The following is a 19975-nucleotide window of genomic DNA, read 5'->3' as shown; positions in this document are numbered from 1 at the left end:
TTTAATAAAACAATGTTAAAAACAAATACCACAAGATTGTTTCTTGTGGCAGAATGTTTAGTTATTTTCTATTTGTTTATGGAAATAGTTCACAGCATCGTCTAAGTTAGTAAATAAACTCATAAACGTTTCAAATTTTACAATCTTAAAAATTTCATTAATAGGAGGTTTTACCCCCGAAATCACCAGCTCTTTTTCATCTTTTCGCGCCTTCATAGCCGTATCTGCGATAATCCCTAAAGCTGAACTATTTAGGTATTTAACTTGGTCTAAATCCAATACCATATACGGTCCCGATTCAACTAGAAATTTAGACATATTTAATTTAAATTGCTCATTATTTTTAATTGTAATTTCTTCTTCAATTTTTAAAACCTTTACTAAATCCTTATCAATAAGGAACATAAGTTTACACCCTTTTCTTATTAGCATTTAGCCCAGAGAATTAATCTTACTATATAATATCATTTTACTATTATTTTATAAACTTTATCAATTTATCAAACATTTTCGGTAGCGGAACTTGTAAATCAACTAAACCAGCTTCAAACACTACCTTAGGCATTCCATATACAACGCATGTCTCTTCTGACTCTGCTAATACATGGCCCCCTTCTTCCTTAACGGCTTTACACCCTCTTAAGCCATCATCGCCCATTCCTGTTAAAATAACGGTGACGAGTTTCTCTTTAATTTGACCTGCTACTGAAAGCAATGTCACATCCACAGATGGTTTATATAAAGTTTCTATTCCTGCACTTATTTTCAATTTAATGGTGAAACCATTTCGATCATTTCTTTTCAATGTTGTTTGTAGACCAGCTGGAGCAATATAAATAGTACCAGCAACAAGGTCTTCATTATGCTCTGCTTCCTTTACGTGTAATTCACAAAGCCCATTAAACCGGTCGGCAAGCGGCTTAGTAAAACCAGGTGGCATATGCTGAATGACGACAATTGGCAGATCAAAATCTTTTGGGAATCTTGTTAATATTGTTTGTAACGCGGAAGGGCCACCAGTGGAACTACCTATAATAATTAACTCTTTATTTGAAGGATCTTTTTTCCTACTAGGAGACTCATTATCATGATCGACTTCAGGGTGAACATCTTCTTTCTTTATTGGGAGTTGAAGCTTTGCATTGGCTGCAACGACTAACCGTTCATAAAAATCTTGAATAGCTGATTTATTGTTAGGTTGAACTAGAGCTTCCTTTAATACAAAGTCAACTGCCCCTAATTCAAAAGCCTCTAGAGTAGAATCTTTCCCATTACTTAACATGACAACTGGAACGGGATTCTCTGTCATTAGAATTTTTAACGCCTCTAAGCCATCCAATTCTGGCATTTCTATATCAAGCGTTACAAGGTCCGGTTTTAGACGCTTCACCTTCTCAATAGCATCTGCGCCATTTCGCGCCTTGCCCACCACGTAAAGTTCATCACTATCTTCTATAAATGTACTAATCGTTTTTCTCATAAAAGCAGAATCATCAACAATCAACACGCCATATTTTTCGTTCATTTAGTTACCCCTTTCTGTAATAGAAGGTACCATCCGTGCTAATCGTTTCAAATCCAATGCCCATGTTTGTTATATTTTCAGCGTGTCCTAGAAAAAGTAAACCACCTTTTTTTAGTGAATGATAAAAATAAGTTGCAACTTTTTTGATGGTATCAGCATCAAAATAAATGAGGACATTTCTACAAAAGATAACGTCAAATTGATTCTGATCTCGCATTAAGTGTTCATCTAGTAGGTTTAAATATTTAAACGATACCATCTCTTTTATGTTCTCTTTAATATGGTATTCATTAGGCTGTTCTTCAAAATAAGTTGAAAGCCAAGCTTCTGGGATTCTTCTAAAGGAGAGGGAACGTTTATTATATATTCCATTTATAGCAGTTTGTAATACTTTCTTGTTAATATCTGTCCCTGTTATACTAACCTCGTTTGGAGTGTAAATCGCTGAATCTAAAATACTCATTGCTAAAGAGTATGGCTCTTCACCAGTAGAACAAGCCGCACTCCAGATTTTTATTGGATTCACTTGCTTTTCTCTTAATGCTGGTAGAACAGTCTTTTGAAAAACTGAAAGCTGTTTATCTTCACGGTAAAAATACGTTTCATTTATGGTCAACAATACCATTAAAAAATCCCATTCTTCTTTAGAATTTTCTAATAAGCGAATATAGCTCCAAAGAGACATATCTAACTCCTGAAGCCTCTTGGCAATTTTTGATTCTAATGAAGATAAATTAGATAAGTAGTTTAATCCACAATAATCATACACTAGTTTTCCTAATTGATTTAGCGCTATATTCTCCATCTTCTCTTCCCCTTATGACTGTTAGTTCTTTAGTAAATGCTTTATAAGTAGACCTAAATTTGTAAAATTAACCGTTGGTGTTTTTTAGAACACCAACGGTTACATTATTTTACTTAATAGCTTGGACTAGTTGCTGTAATTCAAACTTCTTATCCTTCATATTGTTTGTAAATTTAGAAACACTCTCGATATCTTTCCCACCTTGATTAAACATGAAACTTGTTTCTTTAATCGTTCTTTCTATATTTTTAACTTCATCCGCTTGTACTTTTGATGCTTCTGTAACTTCAGCAGACTGAGTTTTTACTGTATCGATCAACTTGACAACATCATCAGTTTCTGAAGTTAACCCGTTTGTTCCTTGAGTAATATCAGCCATCTGTTCTGTGATACTAACCACACTCTTGACGATTTCTTCTACTCCTGCTGTTTGTTCCTTTGTGGATTGTGTTACAATTTCTGCCTGATTCGTTACATCACTCATAATAGATACAATTTCACTTGATTGCTTCGCTTGTTCCGAAACAGCTTGAGTAATTTGTAGCATTTGTTCTTTTGCATTGATCACTTCACGAGCAATTTCCTCTGCTCCACCAGCCTGCTCTACTGTCGCAGTTGCAACTAATTCAGCTTGTTCAGTAACATTTAGAACAGAAGCAACAATTCCTTCAGCTTGTTTTGCTTGCTCGGCTGTCGCTACAGTAATTTGCTTCACTTGCTCACGTGCTTCTACTACTCCTGCAATAATTTCATCAACACTTGTTGCTTGTTCAGCCACTGCTACCGTTACTTGACTAGCCTGATTTGTTACACTTTCAACTGCTTTAACAATTTCTTGGGCTTGTTTTGCTTGCTCTAATGTAGCTGTAGTAATCTGCTTCACTTGTTCACGTGCATTAGCAACCCCACGAATGACTTCCTTCGCGCTGTCCTTTTGCTCAACTGTAGCTTGAGTCACTTGTTCTGCTTGATTTGTTACATTTACCATTGCCTTCACGATGAATTCAGCTTGCTTTGTTTGCTCTTGCGTACCAGTTGTGATTTGCTTTACCTGCTCACGTGCATTGATTACACTCTTAATGATGTCCTCAACACCTGCTGCTTGCTCCTTCATCGATTCAGTAACCTGCTTCGTTTGGTTAACCATGCTAAACACTTCTTCAGTAATACCCTGTGCTTGTTTAGCTTGTTCTGCTGTAGCCGTCGTAATTTGGCGAACCTGCTCACGCGAGTTTCTTACGCCTAGAATGATTTCCTCTACTGCGATCGTTTGTTCTTTCGTTGCATTTGTTACTAATTCTGCTTGTGACGTTACATTAGCTACTGACTTTACAATATTTTGAGCTTGCTTTGCTTGCTCGTCTGTTGCGGTTGTAATTTGTCTTGCTTGTTCACGAGCATTTGTAACCCCCTTAATGATATCTTCCACACCAGCCGCTTGTTCTTTTACGGATTGAGTCACTTGCTCAACTTGGTTTGTCATACTCTCTACTGATTTCACAATGTGTCCGGACTGTTTTGCTTGTTCAGTTGTTGCATCTGTAATTTGCTTCACTTGTTCACGTGAACTGATAACACCTTTAATAATTTCTTCAACTCCAGCAGCTTGTTCAACTGTTGCTTGAGTAACTTGATCGGCTTGTAGTGTAACATTCTCAATTGATTTAACAATATCCTGTGATTGTACTGCCTGTTGATTTGTAGCTGTTGTGATTTGAGAGATTTCATTTGTAATGCTCTCCACACCAACAACTATTTTAGTAATGGCCTCACTTGCGCGATCCGAAAGCTTATAACCATGTTCAACCTTTTGTTCCCCAACTTCAATGGCTTTGATTGCGTCCGAGGTTTCCGCTTGGATTCCTTTTATTAAAGTAGCAATTTCTTTTGTTGCAGAAGCTGTTCTTTCCGCTAACTTACGAACTTCATCAGCTACTACACTAAAGCCTTTACCATGCTCTCCTGCTCTTGCTGCTTCAATAGCAGCATTTAAAGCTAATAGATTCGTTTGTTCAGCAATATCGTCAATAACTTCGATAATACTTCCAATTTCATCAGAGCTTTTCCCTAAGCTTTGCATAACTGTTGAAGCTTGTTGAACGACTTCACCGATTTCCTTCATCCCGTCAACAGACTCAAGAACTGCACCTTTTCCGTTTTGAGCATCATGGGCAACAGTATTTGTAAGCTTGTTCACATTTTCTGCATTAGCTGCTACTTGTTGGATGGAAGCCGCCATTTCTTGAATAGATTGATTCGTTTCTCTTGCAGATTTAGTTAAGCTTTCTGCATTGGTTGAAACACCTTTAACTGATTTACCCATTTGTTCAATTGATGCTGATACTTGTTCTACTGAACTAGCAGCGCTTTGTGCGTTTCCTGCAACTTGTTGAATGGAGGCTGCCATCTCTTGTATAGACGCTGATGTTTCTCCTGATGATTTAGTTAAACTTTCTGCATTGGCTGCTACACCTTTTACCTGACTTCCCATTTCTTCAATTGCCGCTGATACTTCTTCGACAGACATCGCTGTGCTTCTTGAGTTACCAGCCACTTGTTGAACGGAGGCTGCCATTTCTTGAATAGCTGCACTTACCTCTTGAGCAGATGCAGTTAAACTTTCTGCATTTCCCGCAACACCCTTAACCTGTCCACCTAGTTGCTCAACTGACGCTGATACTTGTTCTACAGAACCCGCAGTACTTGCCGCATTACCTGCGACTTGTTGAATCGATGTTGCCATTTCTTCAATGGATGAACTTGTAGATTCTACTGAAATAGCTAATACTTCTGCATTTCCTGCTACACCTTTAATTTGACTTCCCATTTCTTCAATTGCTGCTGATACTTCTTCGACAGCCCCAGAAGCACTTAACGCGTTTTTCGCAACTTGTTCAATCGATGCTGCCATCTCTTGAATCCCATCATTTGTTTCTTTTGCAGATAATGTTAAACTTTCTGCATTATTAGCAACCTGTTCAATTGATGCTGCCATTTCTTCAATAGCAGCTGATACTTCTTCTACCGAGCTTGAAGTACTGGTTGCATTTCCAGCAACTTGTTGAACCGAAGCGGCCATTTCTTGCATCGCATTATTTGTTTCTGTTGCAGAAGATGTTAAACTTTCTGCATTTTCTTTTACACCCTTAATAGAATTAGCCATCTGTTCAATCGAAACAGAGATTTGTTCCACAGAGGCTGCTGTTTTACCTGAATTACCTGCCACCTGTTCGATTGATGCAGCTAGCTCTTGGATTGCCGCACTCGTACTTTTTGCTGAGTTTGTTAAGCTTTCTGCATTTTTAGCAACACCAACAATCGATTTACTCATTTGTTCCATCGCAACTGACACATTTTCAACTGAGTTCGTTGTACTCACAGAGTTTCCTGAGACCTGTTGAATGGATACTGCTATTTCTTGAATCGCATGAGTAGCATCTTTTGCAGAAGAGGTTAATTGATCCGCGTTACCTGCTACACCTTTAATTTGACTAGCCATTTCTTCCATTGCAGCAGAGATTTCTTCAAGTGAACTTGAACTACTGCTTACATTTTGATCTAGATTTTTAATAGATTGTAAAATTCCTTCTAAAGAACTAAATGCAGTTGTAGTTGTTTGTCTTAAATTTTCAGCGTTTTGTACTACACCTGTAATAGATTGTGAGAGATTGGACATCATTGAACCCGTTTCGTCTAAGGAAGACGCTTGAGTTTGGTTTCCTTTCATAATTTGTGCAATAACTTCGGTAAGCTGAGTTAAGTCTTGTTCTATATTAGAAGTTGCTCTTAAGAATTGTTCTTTCTGAATCGTTGATTTTTTAAAAATACTCATAGCCAATGGCCTCCTATTAGATAAGTTTAATGAAATCGATCTATCGATATGGTATAATTCTTAGTTTTCACTAGTTAATTGTTCTAGATTTACTGTTTTCAAGATTTCATCAAACTCTAGAATCATGACAACTCGTTGTTCAATCTTACTAATACCTTTTATTAAATTTGATTGGTTATATTTACTTTCAATCGGTGGCTTTTCAATGGAATGATTATTTGTTTTAAGAACTTGTGTCACTTCATCAACAAGGAATCCAACATCTTGATCTCCATTTTCTACAACAATAATTCTTGATTTTTTCGTACGTTCTACTGCTGATAGATTAAATCTCTCTCTCAAGTCAACCACTGGTAACATCGTTCCTCTTAGGTTAATAATCCCTAACAAGTCTTTTGGAGCGTCTACAACCTTTGTTATCACAGGAACAGACACTATATCTTTAGCTCGATGAATTTCAATTCCATATTCTTCAGAAGCTAGCTTGAAGGTAACATATTGGCCCTCATCTGCTAACTCTTTCTTAACTTGACTGTCCACATTTTCTAGGTACTGTGTACCTTGTTCTCTCACAACAGAAGATACATCTAAAATTAAGGCAACACTTCCATCTCCCATAATGGTTGCACCCGCTATATAACGTGGAGAACCAATATAAGGTCCTAATGACTTGATAACAATCTCCTGGTTTCCTAATGTTTTATCTGCAATCAAACCAATTCGTTTATCAGCAATTCCTACCACAATGACAAACTCCCGTTTCTTTTGTTCGGGTGTTATTTGACCGTCTTTCATACCTAGCTTGTCTTTCATTCTTACAAGTGGAAGAACTCTTCCCCTTACTAGTCCAACTTCTTTTTCCTTAATCATCTGTATATCCTCTTTATTTAATCGAATGATTTCTAATACGTTGACTAAAGGAATGGCAAAGGTTTTACTACCAAACTTCACTAGTAATGATCGGATAATTGCTAAGGTTAATGGTAGTTTGATGGTAAAGGTTGTACCTACACCAACAGTCGAGTCTATATCAATAATTCCGTTTAATTTTTCAATGTGTGCACGGACAATGTCCATACCTACACCACGTCCGGAGATATCGGTTATTTTCTCTGCTGTAGAAACTCCAGATTTAAAGATTAAGAACATAGAGTCTTTATCATTCAGCTTGGCAGCTTCTTCTTCTGTAATCGTTCCCTTTTTAATTGCAGTTTGCTTAATTTTTTCAGGATCAATTCCTTTTCCATCGTCCTTGATGGAAATAACAATATGGTTTTCTTCATGTGCTGCGCGGAGTTCTACTCTACCTCGAGTTGGTTTTCCTAGCTTTACACGATCAGCAGGACTTTCAATCCCATGGTCAATAGAATTTCTTAATAGGTGGATAAGCGGATCACTGATTTCTTCGATTAATGTGCGATCCAGCTCCGTTTCTTTACCTTGCAAAATAAAATCAATTTCTTTATTTGCTTTTTGAGCAGTATCTCTAACCATGCGGGGAAATCGGTTAAATAATTGCTCTATAGGGAGCATTCTTGTTTTCATCATTCCTTCTTGCAGCTCTGTAATGACTCTGCTAAGGTGATTGGTGACTTCATCAAGAATGTCTAAGTCATCTTCTTGCTTGGTTTCTCTTTCCGTTAAACGGCCTCTTACGTCTACTAATCTCGTTTGGTCAATAACTAGTTCACCCACTAAATTCATTAAGTGTTCCAGCTTATCAACATCAACTCGTACTGTCGGGTTAATTTTTGTCTTCTGATTTTTACCACTTACATTCAAATCCGAGTTCGTTTCTAAGTTTGATGAGTAAAGTGTTGATAAATCTTCCTCTTCATTAACTTCCACGCCTTGATTGATATTAGCTTCAGTTATCTCATTTATGTTTACAAACTTAATATCAGAAATCTGATTAATATTTTCTAGGATTTCTTGTTTCGTTTGCATCGTGAGAAGAATATAATTCATTTCACCATCAAAGTCGTCTTCCTTTTCCATCACTTCAATTGAGGGAAAAGCTGCCACGATTTCTCCAGCTTCTTTTAAGTTGTTATGAATTAATAAGGCTCTTACATTTTTCATTAACGCTTCCTGCGAGAGCTTAATCGTAATCTCTAGTGCGTTATGTCCGAACTCCATACCACTTTGAATAACTGCTTTATGATAATCATCAAGCTCCACCTTTAAAAGGTCTGGTTTCTTTGACTTCTTAGTAGTTTCCACCTTTATTTCACTGTCTTTGTTAAATTGACTTAGCTTATTCACAAAAGGTTGAATATCAATGGAATCAAGATTTCCATTTACAATTCCTTCCTTTAATTCTTTTATAAAATCAATACTTTCAAAGATGACATTTATTAACTCTGGTGATACGACCAGTTTCTTATTTCGAACAAGGTCAAAAATATTTTCAAGATGATGAGTAAACTCCTTCATCTGTTCAAATCCCATTGAAGCTGATGATCCCTTTAAAGTATGGGCAGCTCGAAAAATATTTTGAATTGTTTCGAGTTTATTTGGTTCTTTTTCCAGTATTAAAATCTCTGAATCTAGTAACTGTAGCTGCTCATCTACCTCATCTAAAAATACACCAAGATAAGCAGATAAATCGAAATCAGCCATATTGCACCTCCTATCCTATAATTTGATGCTCATATAACACTTTTTTGAGATTAAGAATTCCAATCACCTGACCATCAAGCTTTGCAAAGCCTGTAAATATATCCTCGTCTATACTCATACCTGGTGGTGGTTCAACATGGTCTGCACTAAATTTGGTAACCATCCTAACATCTTCGACCATTAATCCAATGTTTTCATTTTCGCCTTGTACGATGACCACTCTATTTTTTTTATGTTTTACTGGAACTTGTAAATTAAAACGCTTATGAAGACTTACAACTGGAATAATACTTCCTCTTAAGTTAATAACTCCTTCAATCATTTCATTTATTCCAGGGATACTTGTTATAGTTGGTACACGGAGTATTTCAACAACCTCTTCTATTGATAAAGAATAAAGTTGTTGATTTACGGAAAACACGACAAATTGAACCCTACCGATCTGATTAGCATCCGTCAATTTTATCGCCTCCTAACTTTTTGTGATTTCCTTATAAAACTATTTTGCAACCGATTTAGTTTTTTTTGCACTAGATGGTATTCCTATTTTTTAAGTACTATCACTAATAAATAACAGGAAGGGGTGGCTATATAACACTAGTTATATAGTCCTGCGTTAGGCTATATAGGAAGTGATTCCTATATACTAGGAGATTCTTCTTATGGAGGTGGTTATTTTAAACTAACAACTATAAATTAAAAAGGCCACTCACTAAAAAGCGAGTGGTCTAGCTAAAAACTATGAAAATAGCTTTTTCAACGCTTCCGAAATCCGATCAGGTGAGAAAGGCTTTACGAGAAAATCTTTTGCTCCAGCCTGAATAGCTTCTAACACCATGGATTGTTGTCCCATAGCCGAACACATAATGACGGTCGCTTGAGGATCAAATGCTTTTATTTCTCTAACTGCTTGAACACCGTCCATAACCGGCATGGTAATATCCATTGTTACTAAATCTGGCATCAACTGCTTATACTGTTCTACTGCTTGTTGACCATTCTCAGCTTCCCCAACAACTTCATGACCAGCTTTTGTAATCATATCTCGTAATTGCATACGCATAAACGCTGCATCATCTGTAATTAGTACTTTTGCCATTATTTGTTTTCCCCTTTATGTTTAGATGTCTAATAAAATATATACTCTTAATTGACCAACTTTTTCTAACGAGATCTCCAACTCACAGCCTTCCTTAAAACCAGAAATCTTACAGTTTCCTGTTACAACTGTCGGTGCTGTAATATCAATATTTCCACCATTGGTTGAAACAAAAGTACAGAACCGGCCTGATAGCATATTCCCAAACTCTCCAATGAAGGAGGTAAGCATATCTCCCGTTAGCTCCATTCCATACATTTTTTCTGCCATTTTCGAAAAGAACTCTTCTTCAGCCTTATAAAGTAATTTGCCTTTGTAATCACCTGTTAAACCTACTAATACACCGTGTTCAAAAGGTATATAATCCTGTATGTAAGTTAGCCCCTCAAGACTAGATACAACAGGGATGATATGTTGGATTGATTCAAGAATGCCTTCCTGAAGCTCAGTTACAGACTTTGAACCTGTATATGTCATCTTCTCCCCCCTTACTCCATTTAGTTACAATGTATAAAGGGATTATAACGAGTTTTAGGTTCCTATAAAATAGTCATGTATTCCTAGTCTCTAAGCTTTTTATTTCAAAAAGAGTTTGAAGTCTAGTCATATAGAATACCTCTAATATTTTTTCATTTACATTGATTAATGTTATTTTTCGCTTTAAGTCTTTAGCTTCGTGAAATAATTTGACAAAAATGGAAATTCCGGTACTATCAATACTATCCACACATAAAAGATCAACTTCTAATCCTTCCTGGCTATCTTCTAAGTTAGACAATAATAACTCTGCCAGTAAACGATGATTGCCATAATTTATCACACTTTCTTGGACTTGAAATTTCTTCATGAATAACCTTCCTTATTTTAAATCAATATGAATGATACAAATATCATCTTCTGGCATTTGATCTTGAAGATCATCAAACAACTCTCCAAGATTACCACTAATGAGCTTAAATCCTACATCTTCTTTCTGTAAATGAGAATGTTCTAATAGGCCATCCGTGTATAATAATATTTCTGTACCTGGTTCATAATCTATTTCGTCTACTTTAAAAGATGCATCCTCTAATAAGCCAACTGGAATGGTAGTCGAAGAGTAAAATGCGGGTTTTCCATTTTTGACAAGAATAAAATCAGGATGCCCTGCGTTAACAAATTCAATCTTTTTATCCTTGGTATTAATCAAAAGACAAACACAGGTAAAATAATACTTAAGTAAATCAGGATTGGCTTCATCTGAAAACATTTGCAATATATGTTTATTTAAGAGCTTCAAAATTTCATCAGGCTTATGTATTTTTCTATTCAATATAGAACTTATTTCAGTATGTATTGACATTGTTAGTAAAGATGAAGTGATGCCATGTCCCATTACATCGATAATAAAAACAATATATAGCCCATCTTGAATCTGTTCATATTTATAAAAGTCTCCGCCTAATTCTTGAGAAGGCCTATAATATCCAATAAGATGTATTTCCTTTTCCTTTAAAGGCTTACTTAATAATACCTGTTGTAGATTTTTTGCTAACTTTAAGTCGTATTGTAAATCAAGTTCCAACGTCTTCCTGGCCGTTACATCTTGCTGAACTCCAATAAAATATTCTACTTCACCATTTTTTGAAAAAACAGGACTAATTGTAAGTTCATTCCAAAAAGTAGATTGATCCTTCCGGTAATTAACCAGCTCTTCATGAACTAGAGTCTTTTGATTAATGCCTTTCCTCATTCTACTTACAGTTTCCTGATTTGATTTAGGCCCCTGAAGAATCCTGCAATTTCTTCCAATAACTTCATCTTCTGAATAACCAGTCATGAGTTTAAACCCTTCATTTACATAAATAATCGGGTTATCATCTAGCTTAGGGTCAGTGATAAGAATTCCAACACCAATCTGATTCATAGTAAAACCAAGTAAATCGTTATATTCTAACAACTCTCCCTTTTCAATCTCCCAAATATATTCCTCTGTACTATCACGCAGGATTAGATACAGGAAAGACTGCCCATTCGAGTGAATCATTTTACAGTTAACACTCAAGGTTATTTCTTTTTCATAAATGTTTAGAGCTCTTATTTTTATCACTCTTGTCTTTCCATCTATAATTTCAGGAAAAATATTGATGCAATAGTCCAATGAATCAGGGGTGAGCCTATTTACTTTAGTAAAATGGTTACCTAAATAAGCTTCCTTTGGACGTCCAAAGGTTTGAACAAGTGTATTGTTGACATAAACATATTCACCTTTTGTATTTAAAATCATGATTAAATCGGGAGCATGTTCAATTAACTCTTCTAAAATTTCCATATGTTTAAATATCATGATATCCACCTATTTAAGTTGAAACTTTAGCATAATTTTCCTGCCATTATCAAAATATTGAAGTTGATCCGCACATTTCTTCATAATCGCAATTCCTCTTCCTCGTAAGGAACTTAAATGATCTTGAAAATACGTATCAGGATCACCTATTTTTTCAAGCTTATTTTTAAAATTAAATTCAATCCCATTATGACTACTCTCAATAATTAAACAATTCTCTTTAGAGGTCAAAGATAAGGTGATGTTTAGACTATGTTCAGGTCGATGGCTATGCTCAAAGACATTATTAACTGCCTCAACAATTGAAAACATAGCGTAATTCTTCTTTTCACTAGCATATCTAGATAAAAAATCTTCCACATTTAATAAAATCGATTGAAATTCATTATAGGTTGAAAAGGTATAGGTTACATTCATATATGAGTCACCGTTTTTTTCGACTTTTTTACTAGTATCTGCTAGCAGCTTTAATATATGTGAATTTTATATAAGATGAGCCATTAAATATTTGAATTCATACGCTACTCTTCTCTCATTTTATGTACAAATCATTCTTGCTCCTTTTATTGCTCACAGGTTTCCTAAGATTAAATAATTCATTACTTCGATTGCTTTTTTATAAAAAAAGCGCAGCTACAGTAGCTGCACTTGTGGCAAATTACTTGGCTTGGCGACATCCCACTCTTACAGGGGAAATGTCCCAACTACCATTGGTGCTTGAGATCTAGCCTGTTGGTATGTAACGTACATGATAAGACATGACATAAATAACAAATTTTAGAGTTTTAATTTAGTTTTTTTCCCTATAAGATCACTATAGATAAAGCATGTTACTATAAACAGCTGATACAAAGGCTAATCCATGACGAACACATGAATCTAATTCTTTAGATTTAAGATAATTCCACGAAAAATACATCTAATTCCGTAGTTTTTAAGTTAATTCCATGAAAATCTATCTTATTTCCGCGATTTTTTCATTTATTTCACGATTTCTTATAATAATTCCGCAGAAACCAATTGAATCTACATAATCTGACTTTCCAAAAGTATCAACCAAACTATATAGCTTATCAACGATCTTTATGTTTTATATAGTAAATGGCAGACTTAAAAACGATATTTACATATTATTACATATTTGCAAGTAATTTATTTTAAAATTGGCAACAAAAAAGCGTAGCTGCAATAGCTACGCTTTTTCTCTTTGCTTGGCGACGTCCTACTCTCACAGGGGCAATGCCCCAACTACCATCGGCGCTGAAGAGCTTAACTTCCGTGTTCGGAATGGGAACGGGTGTATCCTCTTCGCCATCATCACCAGACAATAAGGGATTAAAATTATTCCCTCAAAACTAGATAATATCGTATGCAAGAATGTCGTTTAAATATGGTTAAGTCCTCGACCTATTAGTATCTGTCAGCTCCACGTGTCGCCACGCTTCCACCTCAGACCTATCAACCTGATCGTCTTTCAGGGGTCTTACTTCAAAGAATGGGAAATCTCATCTTGAGGGGGGCTTCATGCTTAGATGCTTTCAGCACTTATCCCGTCCACACATAGCTACCCAGCGATGCCCTTGGCAGAACAACTGGTACACCAGCGGTGTGTCCATCCCGGTCCTCTCGTACTAAGGACAGCTCCTCTCAAATTTCCTACGCCTACGACGGATAGGGACCGAACTGTCTCACGACGTTCTGAACCCAGCTCGCGTACCGCTTTAATGGGCGAACAGCCCAACCCTTGGGACCGACTACAGCCCCAGGATGCGATGAGCCGACATCGAGGTGCCAAACCTCCCCGTCGATGTGGACTCTTGGGGGAGATAAGCCTGTTATCCCCGGGGTAGCTTTTATCCGTTGAGCGATGGCCCTTCCATGCGGAACCACCGGATCACTAAGCCCGACTTTCGTCCCTGCTCGACTTGTAGGTCTCGCAGTCAAGCTCCCTTGTGCCTTTACACTCTACGAATGATTTCCAACCATTCTGAGGGAACCTTTGGGCGCCTCCGTTACATTTTAGGAGGCGACCGCCCCAGTCAAACTGCCCACCTGACACTGTCTCCCAGCCGGGTTACGACTGCGGGTTAGAATTTCAATACAGCCAGGGTAGTATCCCACCGACGCCTCCACCGAAGCTGGCGCTCCGGCTTCTCAGGCTCCTACCTATCCTGTACAAGCTGTACCAAAATTCAATATCAGGCTACAGTAAAGCTCCACGGGGTCTTTCCGTCCTGTCGCGGGTAACCTGCATCTTCACAGGTACTATAATTTCACCGAGTCTCTCGTTGAGACAGTGCCCAAATCGTTACACCTTTCGTGCGGGTCAGAACTTACCTGACAAGGAATTTCGCTACCTTAGGACCGTTATAGTTACGGCCGCCGTTTACTGGGGCTTCAATTCAAAGCTTCGCTTACGCTAACCTCTCCTCTTAACCTTCCAGCACCGGGCAGGTGTCAGCCCCTATACTTCGCCTTGCGGCTTCGCAGAGACCTGTGTTTTTGCTAAACAGTCGCTTGGGCCTTTTCACTGCGGCTCTCTCGGGCTTTCACCCTACCAGAGCACCCCTTCTCCCGAAGTTACGGGGTCATTTTGCCGAGTTCCTTAACGAGAGTTCTCTCGATCACCTTAGGATTCTCTCCTCGCCTACCTGTGTCGGTTTGCGGTACAGGCACCTCTCACCTCGCTAGAGGCTTTTCTTGGCAGTGTGGAATCAAGAACTTCGGTACTATATTTCCCTCGCCATCACAGCTCAGCCTTTATGGTAAGCGGATTTGCCTACTTACCAGCCTAACTGCTTGGACGCGCACTTCCAATCGCGCGATTCTCTATCCTCCTGCGTCCCCCCATTGCTCAAACGGTGAGGAGGTGGTACAGGAATATCAACCTGTTGTCCATCGCCTACGCCTTTCGGCCTCGGCTTAGGTCCTGACTAACCCTGAGCGGACGAGCCTTCCTCAGGAAACCTTAGGCATTCGGTGGACAAGATTCTCACTTGTCTTTCGCTACTCATACCGGCATTCTCACTTCTAAGCGCTCCACCAGTCCTTACGGTCTAGCTTCAACGCCCTTAGAACGCTCTCCTACCAATGTCGTTAGACATTCCACAGCTTCGGTGATACGTTTAGCCCCGGTACATTTTCGGCGCAGAGTCACTCGACCAGTGAGCTATTACGCACTCTTTAAATGGTGGCTGCTTCTAAGCCAACATCCTGGTTGTCTGGGCAACTCCACATCCTTTTCCACTTAACGTATACTTTGGGACCTTAGCTGGTGGTCTGGGCTGTTTCCCTTTCGACTACGGATCTTATCACTCGCAGTCTGACTCCCGAGTATAAGTCTTTGGCATTCGGAGTTTGACTGAATTCGGTAACCCGATGAGGGCCCCTAGTCCAATCAGTGCTCTACCTCCAAGACTCTCAAACTCGAGGCTAGCCCTAAAGCTATTTCGGAGAGAACCAGCTATCTCCAGGTTCGATTGGAATTTCTCCGCTACCCACACCTCATCCCCGCACTTTTCAACGTGCGTGGGTTCGGGCCTCCATTCAGTGTTACCTGAACTTCACCCTGGACATGGGTAGATCACCTGGTTTCGGGTCTACGACCACGTACTCAATCGCCCTATTCAGACTCGCTTTCGCTGCGGCTCCGTCTTCTCAACTTAACCTTGCACGGGATCGTAACTCGCCGGTTCATTCTACAAAAGGCACGCCATCACTCGTTAACGAGCTCTGACTACTTGTAGGCACACGGTTTCAGGATCTGTTTCACTCCCCTTCCGGGGTGCTTTTCACCTTTCCCTCACGGTACTGGTTCACTATCGGTCACTAGGGAGTATTTAGCCTTGGGAGATGGTCCTCCCTGCTTCCGACGGGATTTCTCGTGTCCCGCCGTACTCAGGATCCACTCAGGAGGGAACGAAGTTTCAGCTACAGGGCTGTTACCTTCTATGGCTGGCCTTTCCAGACCGCTTCACTTACCTCGTTCCTTTGTAACTCCATGTTGAGTGTCCTACAACCCCAAGAGGCAAGCCTCTTGGTTTGGGCTTCTTCCGTTTCGCTCGCCGCTACTCAGGAAATCGCGAATTGCTTTCTCTTCCTCCGGGTACTAAGATGTTTCAGTTCCCCGGGTCTGCCATCATCACCCTATGTATTCAGGTGAAGATACTACTCCATTACGAGCAGTGGGTTCCCCCATTCGGAAATCTCCGGATCAAAGCTTACTTACAGCTCCCCGAAGCATATCGTTGTTAGTCACGTCCTTCATCGGCTCCTAGTGCCAAGGCATCCACCGTGCGCCCTTAACAACTTAACCGTTGTTAAAGATCATTCGATCAATTTCTTGACTTTCTTACATACGAATTATTATCTAGTTTTCAAGGAACATGGCTACTGACTTCAATCACATCATGAATGAACTTCGTAGCATTACTTCATGCTGCCATGCGCTGAGGAATCAATCATCATTGATTAATCTTGCAGACGCAAGCGCAAGGTTAAATAATGAGTTTTTGCGTTAGCAAAAAGTTTCATTATCTAACTGAGAGATGATTCTCTCAAAACTAAACAAAACGTTCAAGCGCTATTTTATGGAAACGAAAGTTTCCACTTATCCTTAGAAAGGAGGTGATCCAGCCGCACCTTCCGATACGGCTACCTTGTTACGACTTCACCCCAATCATCTGTCCCACCTTCGGCGGCTGGCTCCCTAAGGTTACCTCACCGACTTCGGGTGTTACAAACTCTCGTGGTGTGACGGGCGGTGTGTACAAGGCCCGGGAACGTATTCACCGCGGCATGCTGATCCGCGATTACTAGCGATTCCGGCTTCATGCAGGCGAGTTGCAGCCTGCAATCCGAACTGAGAATGGTTTTATGGGATTTGCTCAACCTCGCGGTTTTGCTGCCCTTTGTACCATCCATTGTAGCACGTGTGTAGCCCAGGTCATAAGGGGCATGATGATTTGACGTCATCCCCACCTTCCTCCGGTTTGTCACCGGCAGTCACCTTAGAGTGCCCAACTGAATGCTGGCAACTAAAATCAAGGGTTGCGCTCGTTGCGGGACTTAACCCAACATCTCACGACACGAGCTGACGACAACCATGCACCACCTGTCACCTTTGTCCCCGAAGGGAAATTCCTATCTCTAGGAAGGTCAAAGGGATGTCAAGACCTGGTAAGGTTCTTCGCGTTGCTTCGAATTAAACCACATGCTCCACCGCTTGTGCGGGCCCCCGTCAATTCCTTTGAGTTTCAGTCTTGCGACCGTACTCCCCAGGCGGAGTGCTTAATGCGTTAACTTCAGCACTAAAGGGCGGAAACCCTCTAACACTTAGCACTCATCGTTTACGGCGTGGACTACCAGGGTATCTAATCCTGTTTGCTCCCCACGCTTTCGCGCCTCAGCGTCAGTTACAGACCAGAAAGTCGCCTTCGCCACTGGTGTTCCTCCACATCTCTACGCATTTCACCGCTACACGTGGAATTCCACTTTCCTCTTCTGTACTCAAGTCCCCCAGTTTCCAATGACCCTCCACGGTTGAGCCGTGGGCTTTCACATCAGACTTAAAGGACCGCCTGCGCGCGCTTTACGCCCAATAATTCCGGACAACGCTTGCCACCTACGTATTACCGCGGCTGCTGGCACGTAGTTAGCCGTGGCTTTCTGGTTAGGTACCGTCAAGGTACCGCCCTATTCGAACGATACTTGTTCTTCCCTAACAACAGAGCTTTACGACCCGAAGGCCTTCATCGCTCACGCGGCGTTGCTCCGTCAGACTTTCGTCCATTGCGGAAGATTCCCTACTGCTGCCTCCCGTAGGAGTCTGGGCCGTGTCTCAGTCCCAGTGTGGCCGATCACCCTCTCAGGTCGGCTACGCATCGTCGCCTTGGTGAGCCGTTACCTCACCAACTAGCTAATGCGCCGCGGGCCCATCTGTAAGTGATAGCTAAAAGCCATCTTTTATTCAGTCACCAGGAGGTGTCTGAAATTATCCGGTATTAGCTCCGGTTTCCCGAAGTTATCCCAGTCTTACAGGCAGGTTGCCCACGTGTTACTCACCCGTCCGCCGCTAATCTCCGAAGAGATTCGCTCGACTTGCATGTATTAGGCACGCCGCCAGCGTTCGTCCTGAGCCAGGATCAAACTCTCCAATAAAGTGTTTGATTGCTCATTACACCGGCTAGGTTTTTTCGCGTTAGCGAAAATAACCTTCATTTAAATATTGTCGTTGGTATTTAATAGAATACCAACACGCTTGACGTTTTGTTTAGTTTTCAAAGAACTCATAGCTCTTAATGTTGAGCGGATAATTAGTATATCACGTTTACTAGATTACATTCAATGTGAACTTTTTTCCAATTAACTGTGATCACTCATTTTCTTCAATCATTTTTTTTGAGCGGACAATCAATATATCATGTTTCATAGAATCAAGTCAAGGTGAACTTTCTTCCATTTAACTGTATATCTCTTAATCCTTTTCACACTCTTGTGAGCCGGACATCCAATATACCATGTTTCATAGAATCAATTCAAGATGAATTTATTTCCATTTAACTTTATTTCTTAATTCCTTTTCACTCTCGTGAGCCGGACAACTAATATACCACGTTTCATAAAAATCATTCAAGATGAACTTTTTTCCATTTTACTATCTAAGTCTTCTTTTAACATTGCTGGTGTAAAACAAAAATGCTTGAGTAAAAACCCAAGCACTTTCAACTGGTTGATCTATGTTTTATCAAAATTTATTAAATCTGTAATTGTTCCACAGTTTCACAGCTTCTTTCTTTATTCTTAAACTATAACGGTTATTGGCTTGTCGCCTCGTACTTATTTACTCGTGGGGGCTCTTGGAAATATTGTTCTGCCATTTTCCCAAACTCTTTAAAATGAGGTGTATTGAAATGGAAGTTTACAGCCTCAGCATCTTTCCATTCTTCTAACATGACAAATTTATTAGCCTTTGAGGTATCTTCATAAAGTTGATAGCTTATGTTTCCTTCCTCAGCTTGGGATTGTTGAACCAAATTAATGACATCGTTTAAAAAACCTTCACGGTGTTCAGCCTTTACGAAAATATGCGCATGAATAATAATCATGTTAGATTCCTCCTTATAATACGTCAAACTCAAAACCTTTATTTCTAATCTCGTCAATTAACTCAGGTAAAACCACTGCTGTCTGTTGGAGTTCATGAAGTAAAATGATTGAGCCCTCTTTTAAATAATCAATCACATTCGTTTTAATACAGGTAGGATTGGTTTTATGGTTCCAATCGTAGGAAGTTATGTCCCACATGACTGGTGTTAAGTTTAATGCTTCAATGATTTTCATCGTTTCTTCATTATATTGACCAAACGGTGGTCTAAAATAATGTACCTTCTGTCCGATTGTTTGTTCTAGCTTATCAACACTAGTCTTTATGTTCATGTATTGTCTTTCTTTTGATAAGGTAGTCAAATTTTTATGATTAGCAGCATGTGAACCGATCTTATGTCCATCTTCTACTACTCGTTTCCATGGCCGCTCATTATATAAGAGTCTGGAATGCCAAAAGAAGAGAGCTTTCACGTTCTTCTCCTGCAGCACATCTAATATAGAAGGTAAGTGTCTGCCCGGACCATCATCAAAGGTCAACATTACTTTTTTACCAATAGGTTTTATCTGATTTAAATTAGTAAGCCAACGCTTGTCTCCTAGATCGTACACGATCTCTTCCTTTACTACTCATGGATTATTTATCATCGTATCGTCTCCCA

General features: G+C 39.4%; 13 protein-coding genes and 3 rRNA genes. All 16 read right to left on the bottom strand.

Annotated elements, in window-relative coordinates; genetic code table 11:
* Positions 1-57 precede the first annotated feature (57 nt).
* The 16 genes from M1D60_RS10910 to M1D60_RS10835 all read right to left on the bottom strand — a co-directional run bounded on the left by M1D60_RS10910 (position 58) and on the right by M1D60_RS10835 (position 19925).
* On the bottom strand, positions 58-405 hold the full coding sequence (locus M1D60_RS10910; protein ID WP_456279176.1) for an STAS domain-containing protein: 348 nt from the start codon (positions 403-405) through the stop codon (positions 58-60).
* Positions 406-475: 70 nt separating this feature from the next.
* Entirely contained in the window at positions 476-1525 is a 1050-nt protein-coding gene (locus tag M1D60_RS10905) for a protein-glutamate methylesterase/protein-glutamine glutaminase (protein ID WP_456279175.1), read from the bottom strand.
* Positions 1526-1529: 4 nt separating this feature from the next.
* Positions 1530-2330: a CheR family methyltransferase gene (locus M1D60_RS10900; RefSeq protein WP_456279174.1), complete on the bottom strand. Its 801-nt coding sequence runs from the start codon at positions 2328-2330 to the stop codon at positions 1530-1532.
* 109 nt (positions 2331-2439) lie between these two features.
* Entirely contained in the window at positions 2440-4452 is a 2013-nt protein-coding gene (locus M1D60_RS10895) for a methyl-accepting chemotaxis protein (protein ID WP_456279415.1), read from the bottom strand.
* 1770 nt (positions 4453-6222) lie between these two features.
* Positions 6223-8784, bottom strand: coding sequence for a chemotaxis protein CheW (locus M1D60_RS10890; RefSeq protein ID WP_456279173.1), 2562 nt, complete (start codon positions 8782-8784; stop codon positions 6223-6225).
* A gap of 10 nt (positions 8785-8794) precedes the next feature.
* Positions 8795-9244: a chemotaxis protein CheW gene (locus M1D60_RS10885; RefSeq protein WP_456279172.1), complete on the bottom strand. Its 450-nt coding sequence runs from the start codon at positions 9242-9244 to the stop codon at positions 8795-8797.
* A 279-nt stretch (positions 9245-9523) separates the two neighbouring features.
* Positions 9524-9883 carry a response regulator gene (locus M1D60_RS10880; RefSeq protein ID WP_456279171.1) on the bottom strand — a complete coding sequence of 120 codons (360 nt, stop codon included), beginning with the start codon at positions 9881-9883 and terminating at the stop codon, positions 9524-9526.
* A 21-nt stretch (positions 9884-9904) separates the two neighbouring features.
* Positions 9905-10360: a chemotaxis protein CheX gene (locus M1D60_RS10875; protein WP_456279170.1), complete on the bottom strand. Its 456-nt coding sequence runs from the start codon at positions 10358-10360 to the stop codon at positions 9905-9907.
* A gap of 73 nt (positions 10361-10433) precedes the next feature.
* Positions 10434-10730 (bottom strand): STAS domain-containing protein, encoded by a 297-nt coding sequence (locus M1D60_RS10870; RefSeq protein ID WP_456279169.1) that lies wholly within the window; start codon positions 10728-10730, stop codon positions 10434-10436.
* A gap of 12 nt (positions 10731-10742) precedes the next feature.
* Positions 10743-12209 (bottom strand): SpoIIE family protein phosphatase, encoded by a 1467-nt coding sequence (locus M1D60_RS10865; RefSeq protein WP_456279168.1) that lies wholly within the window; start codon positions 12207-12209, stop codon positions 10743-10745.
* A gap of 9 nt (positions 12210-12218) precedes the next feature.
* Positions 12219-12626 carry an ATP-binding protein gene (locus tag M1D60_RS10860; RefSeq protein ID WP_456279167.1) on the bottom strand — a complete coding sequence of 136 codons (408 nt, stop codon included), beginning with the start codon at positions 12624-12626 and terminating at the stop codon, positions 12219-12221.
* A 792-nt stretch (positions 12627-13418) separates the two neighbouring features.
* A 5S ribosomal RNA gene (gene rrf / locus M1D60_RS10855) occupies positions 13419-13534 on the bottom strand.
* Between the two features lie 65 nt (positions 13535-13599).
* A 23S ribosomal RNA gene (locus tag M1D60_RS10850) occupies positions 13600-16524 on the bottom strand.
* Between the two features lie 304 nt (positions 16525-16828).
* A 16S ribosomal RNA gene (locus M1D60_RS10845) occupies positions 16829-18368 on the bottom strand.
* Together the 16S, 23S and 5S rRNA genes form the textbook arrangement of a ribosomal RNA operon.
* Before the next feature lie 656 nt (positions 18369-19024).
* Positions 19025-19315 carry a putative quinol monooxygenase gene (locus M1D60_RS10840; protein WP_456279166.1) on the bottom strand — a complete coding sequence of 97 codons (291 nt, stop codon included), beginning with the start codon at positions 19313-19315 and terminating at the stop codon, positions 19025-19027.
* A gap of 13 nt (positions 19316-19328) precedes the next feature.
* Positions 19329-19925 carry a polysaccharide deacetylase family protein gene (locus tag M1D60_RS10835; RefSeq protein ID WP_456279165.1) on the bottom strand — a complete coding sequence of 199 codons (597 nt, stop codon included), beginning with the start codon at positions 19923-19925 and terminating at the stop codon, positions 19329-19331.
* Between the last annotated feature and the right edge of the window lie 50 nt (positions 19926-19975).

It is taken from the genome of Bacillus sp. AK128 (assembly GCF_053903075.1).
Note: the sequence above shows the minus strand (reverse complement) of the source record. Positions and strands in the feature narration are given on the sequence as shown.

Coding starts and splice junctions, on each gene's coding strand:
- M1D60_RS10900 (WP_456279174.1), bottom strand. CDS start 2,330: ATGGAGAATATAGCGCTAAATCAATTAGGAAAACTAGTGTATGATTAT.
- M1D60_RS10875 (WP_456279170.1), bottom strand. CDS start 10,360: ATGACATATACAGGTTCAAAGTCTGTAACTGAGCTTCAGGAAGGCATT.
- M1D60_RS10865 (WP_456279168.1), bottom strand. CDS start 12,209: ATGATATTTAAACATATGGAAATTTTAGAAGAGTTAATTGAACATGCT.
- M1D60_RS10880 (WP_456279171.1), bottom strand. CDS start 9,883: ATGGCAAAAGTACTAATTACAGATGATGCAGCGTTTATGCGTATGCAA.
- M1D60_RS10860 (WP_456279167.1), bottom strand. CDS start 12,626: ATGAATGTAACCTATACCTTTTCAACCTATAATGAATTTCAATCGATT.
- M1D60_RS10870 (WP_456279169.1), bottom strand. CDS start 10,730: ATGAAGAAATTTCAAGTCCAAGAAAGTGTGATAAATTATGGCAATCAT.
- M1D60_RS10890 (WP_456279173.1), bottom strand. CDS start 8,784: ATGGCTGATTTCGATTTATCTGCTTATCTTGGTGTATTTTTAGATGAG.
- M1D60_RS10895 (WP_456279415.1), bottom strand. CDS start 4,452: ATGAAGGAAATCGGTGAAGTCGTTCAACAAGCTTCAACAGTTATGCAA.
- M1D60_RS10840 (WP_456279166.1), bottom strand. CDS start 19,315: ATGATTATTATTCATGCGCATATTTTCGTAAAGGCTGAACACCGTGAA.
- M1D60_RS10910 (WP_456279176.1), bottom strand. CDS start 405: ATGTTCCTTATTGATAAGGATTTAGTAAAGGTTTTAAAAATTGAAGAA.
- M1D60_RS10905 (WP_456279175.1), bottom strand. CDS start 1,525: ATGAACGAAAAATATGGCGTGTTGATTGTTGATGATTCTGCTTTTATG.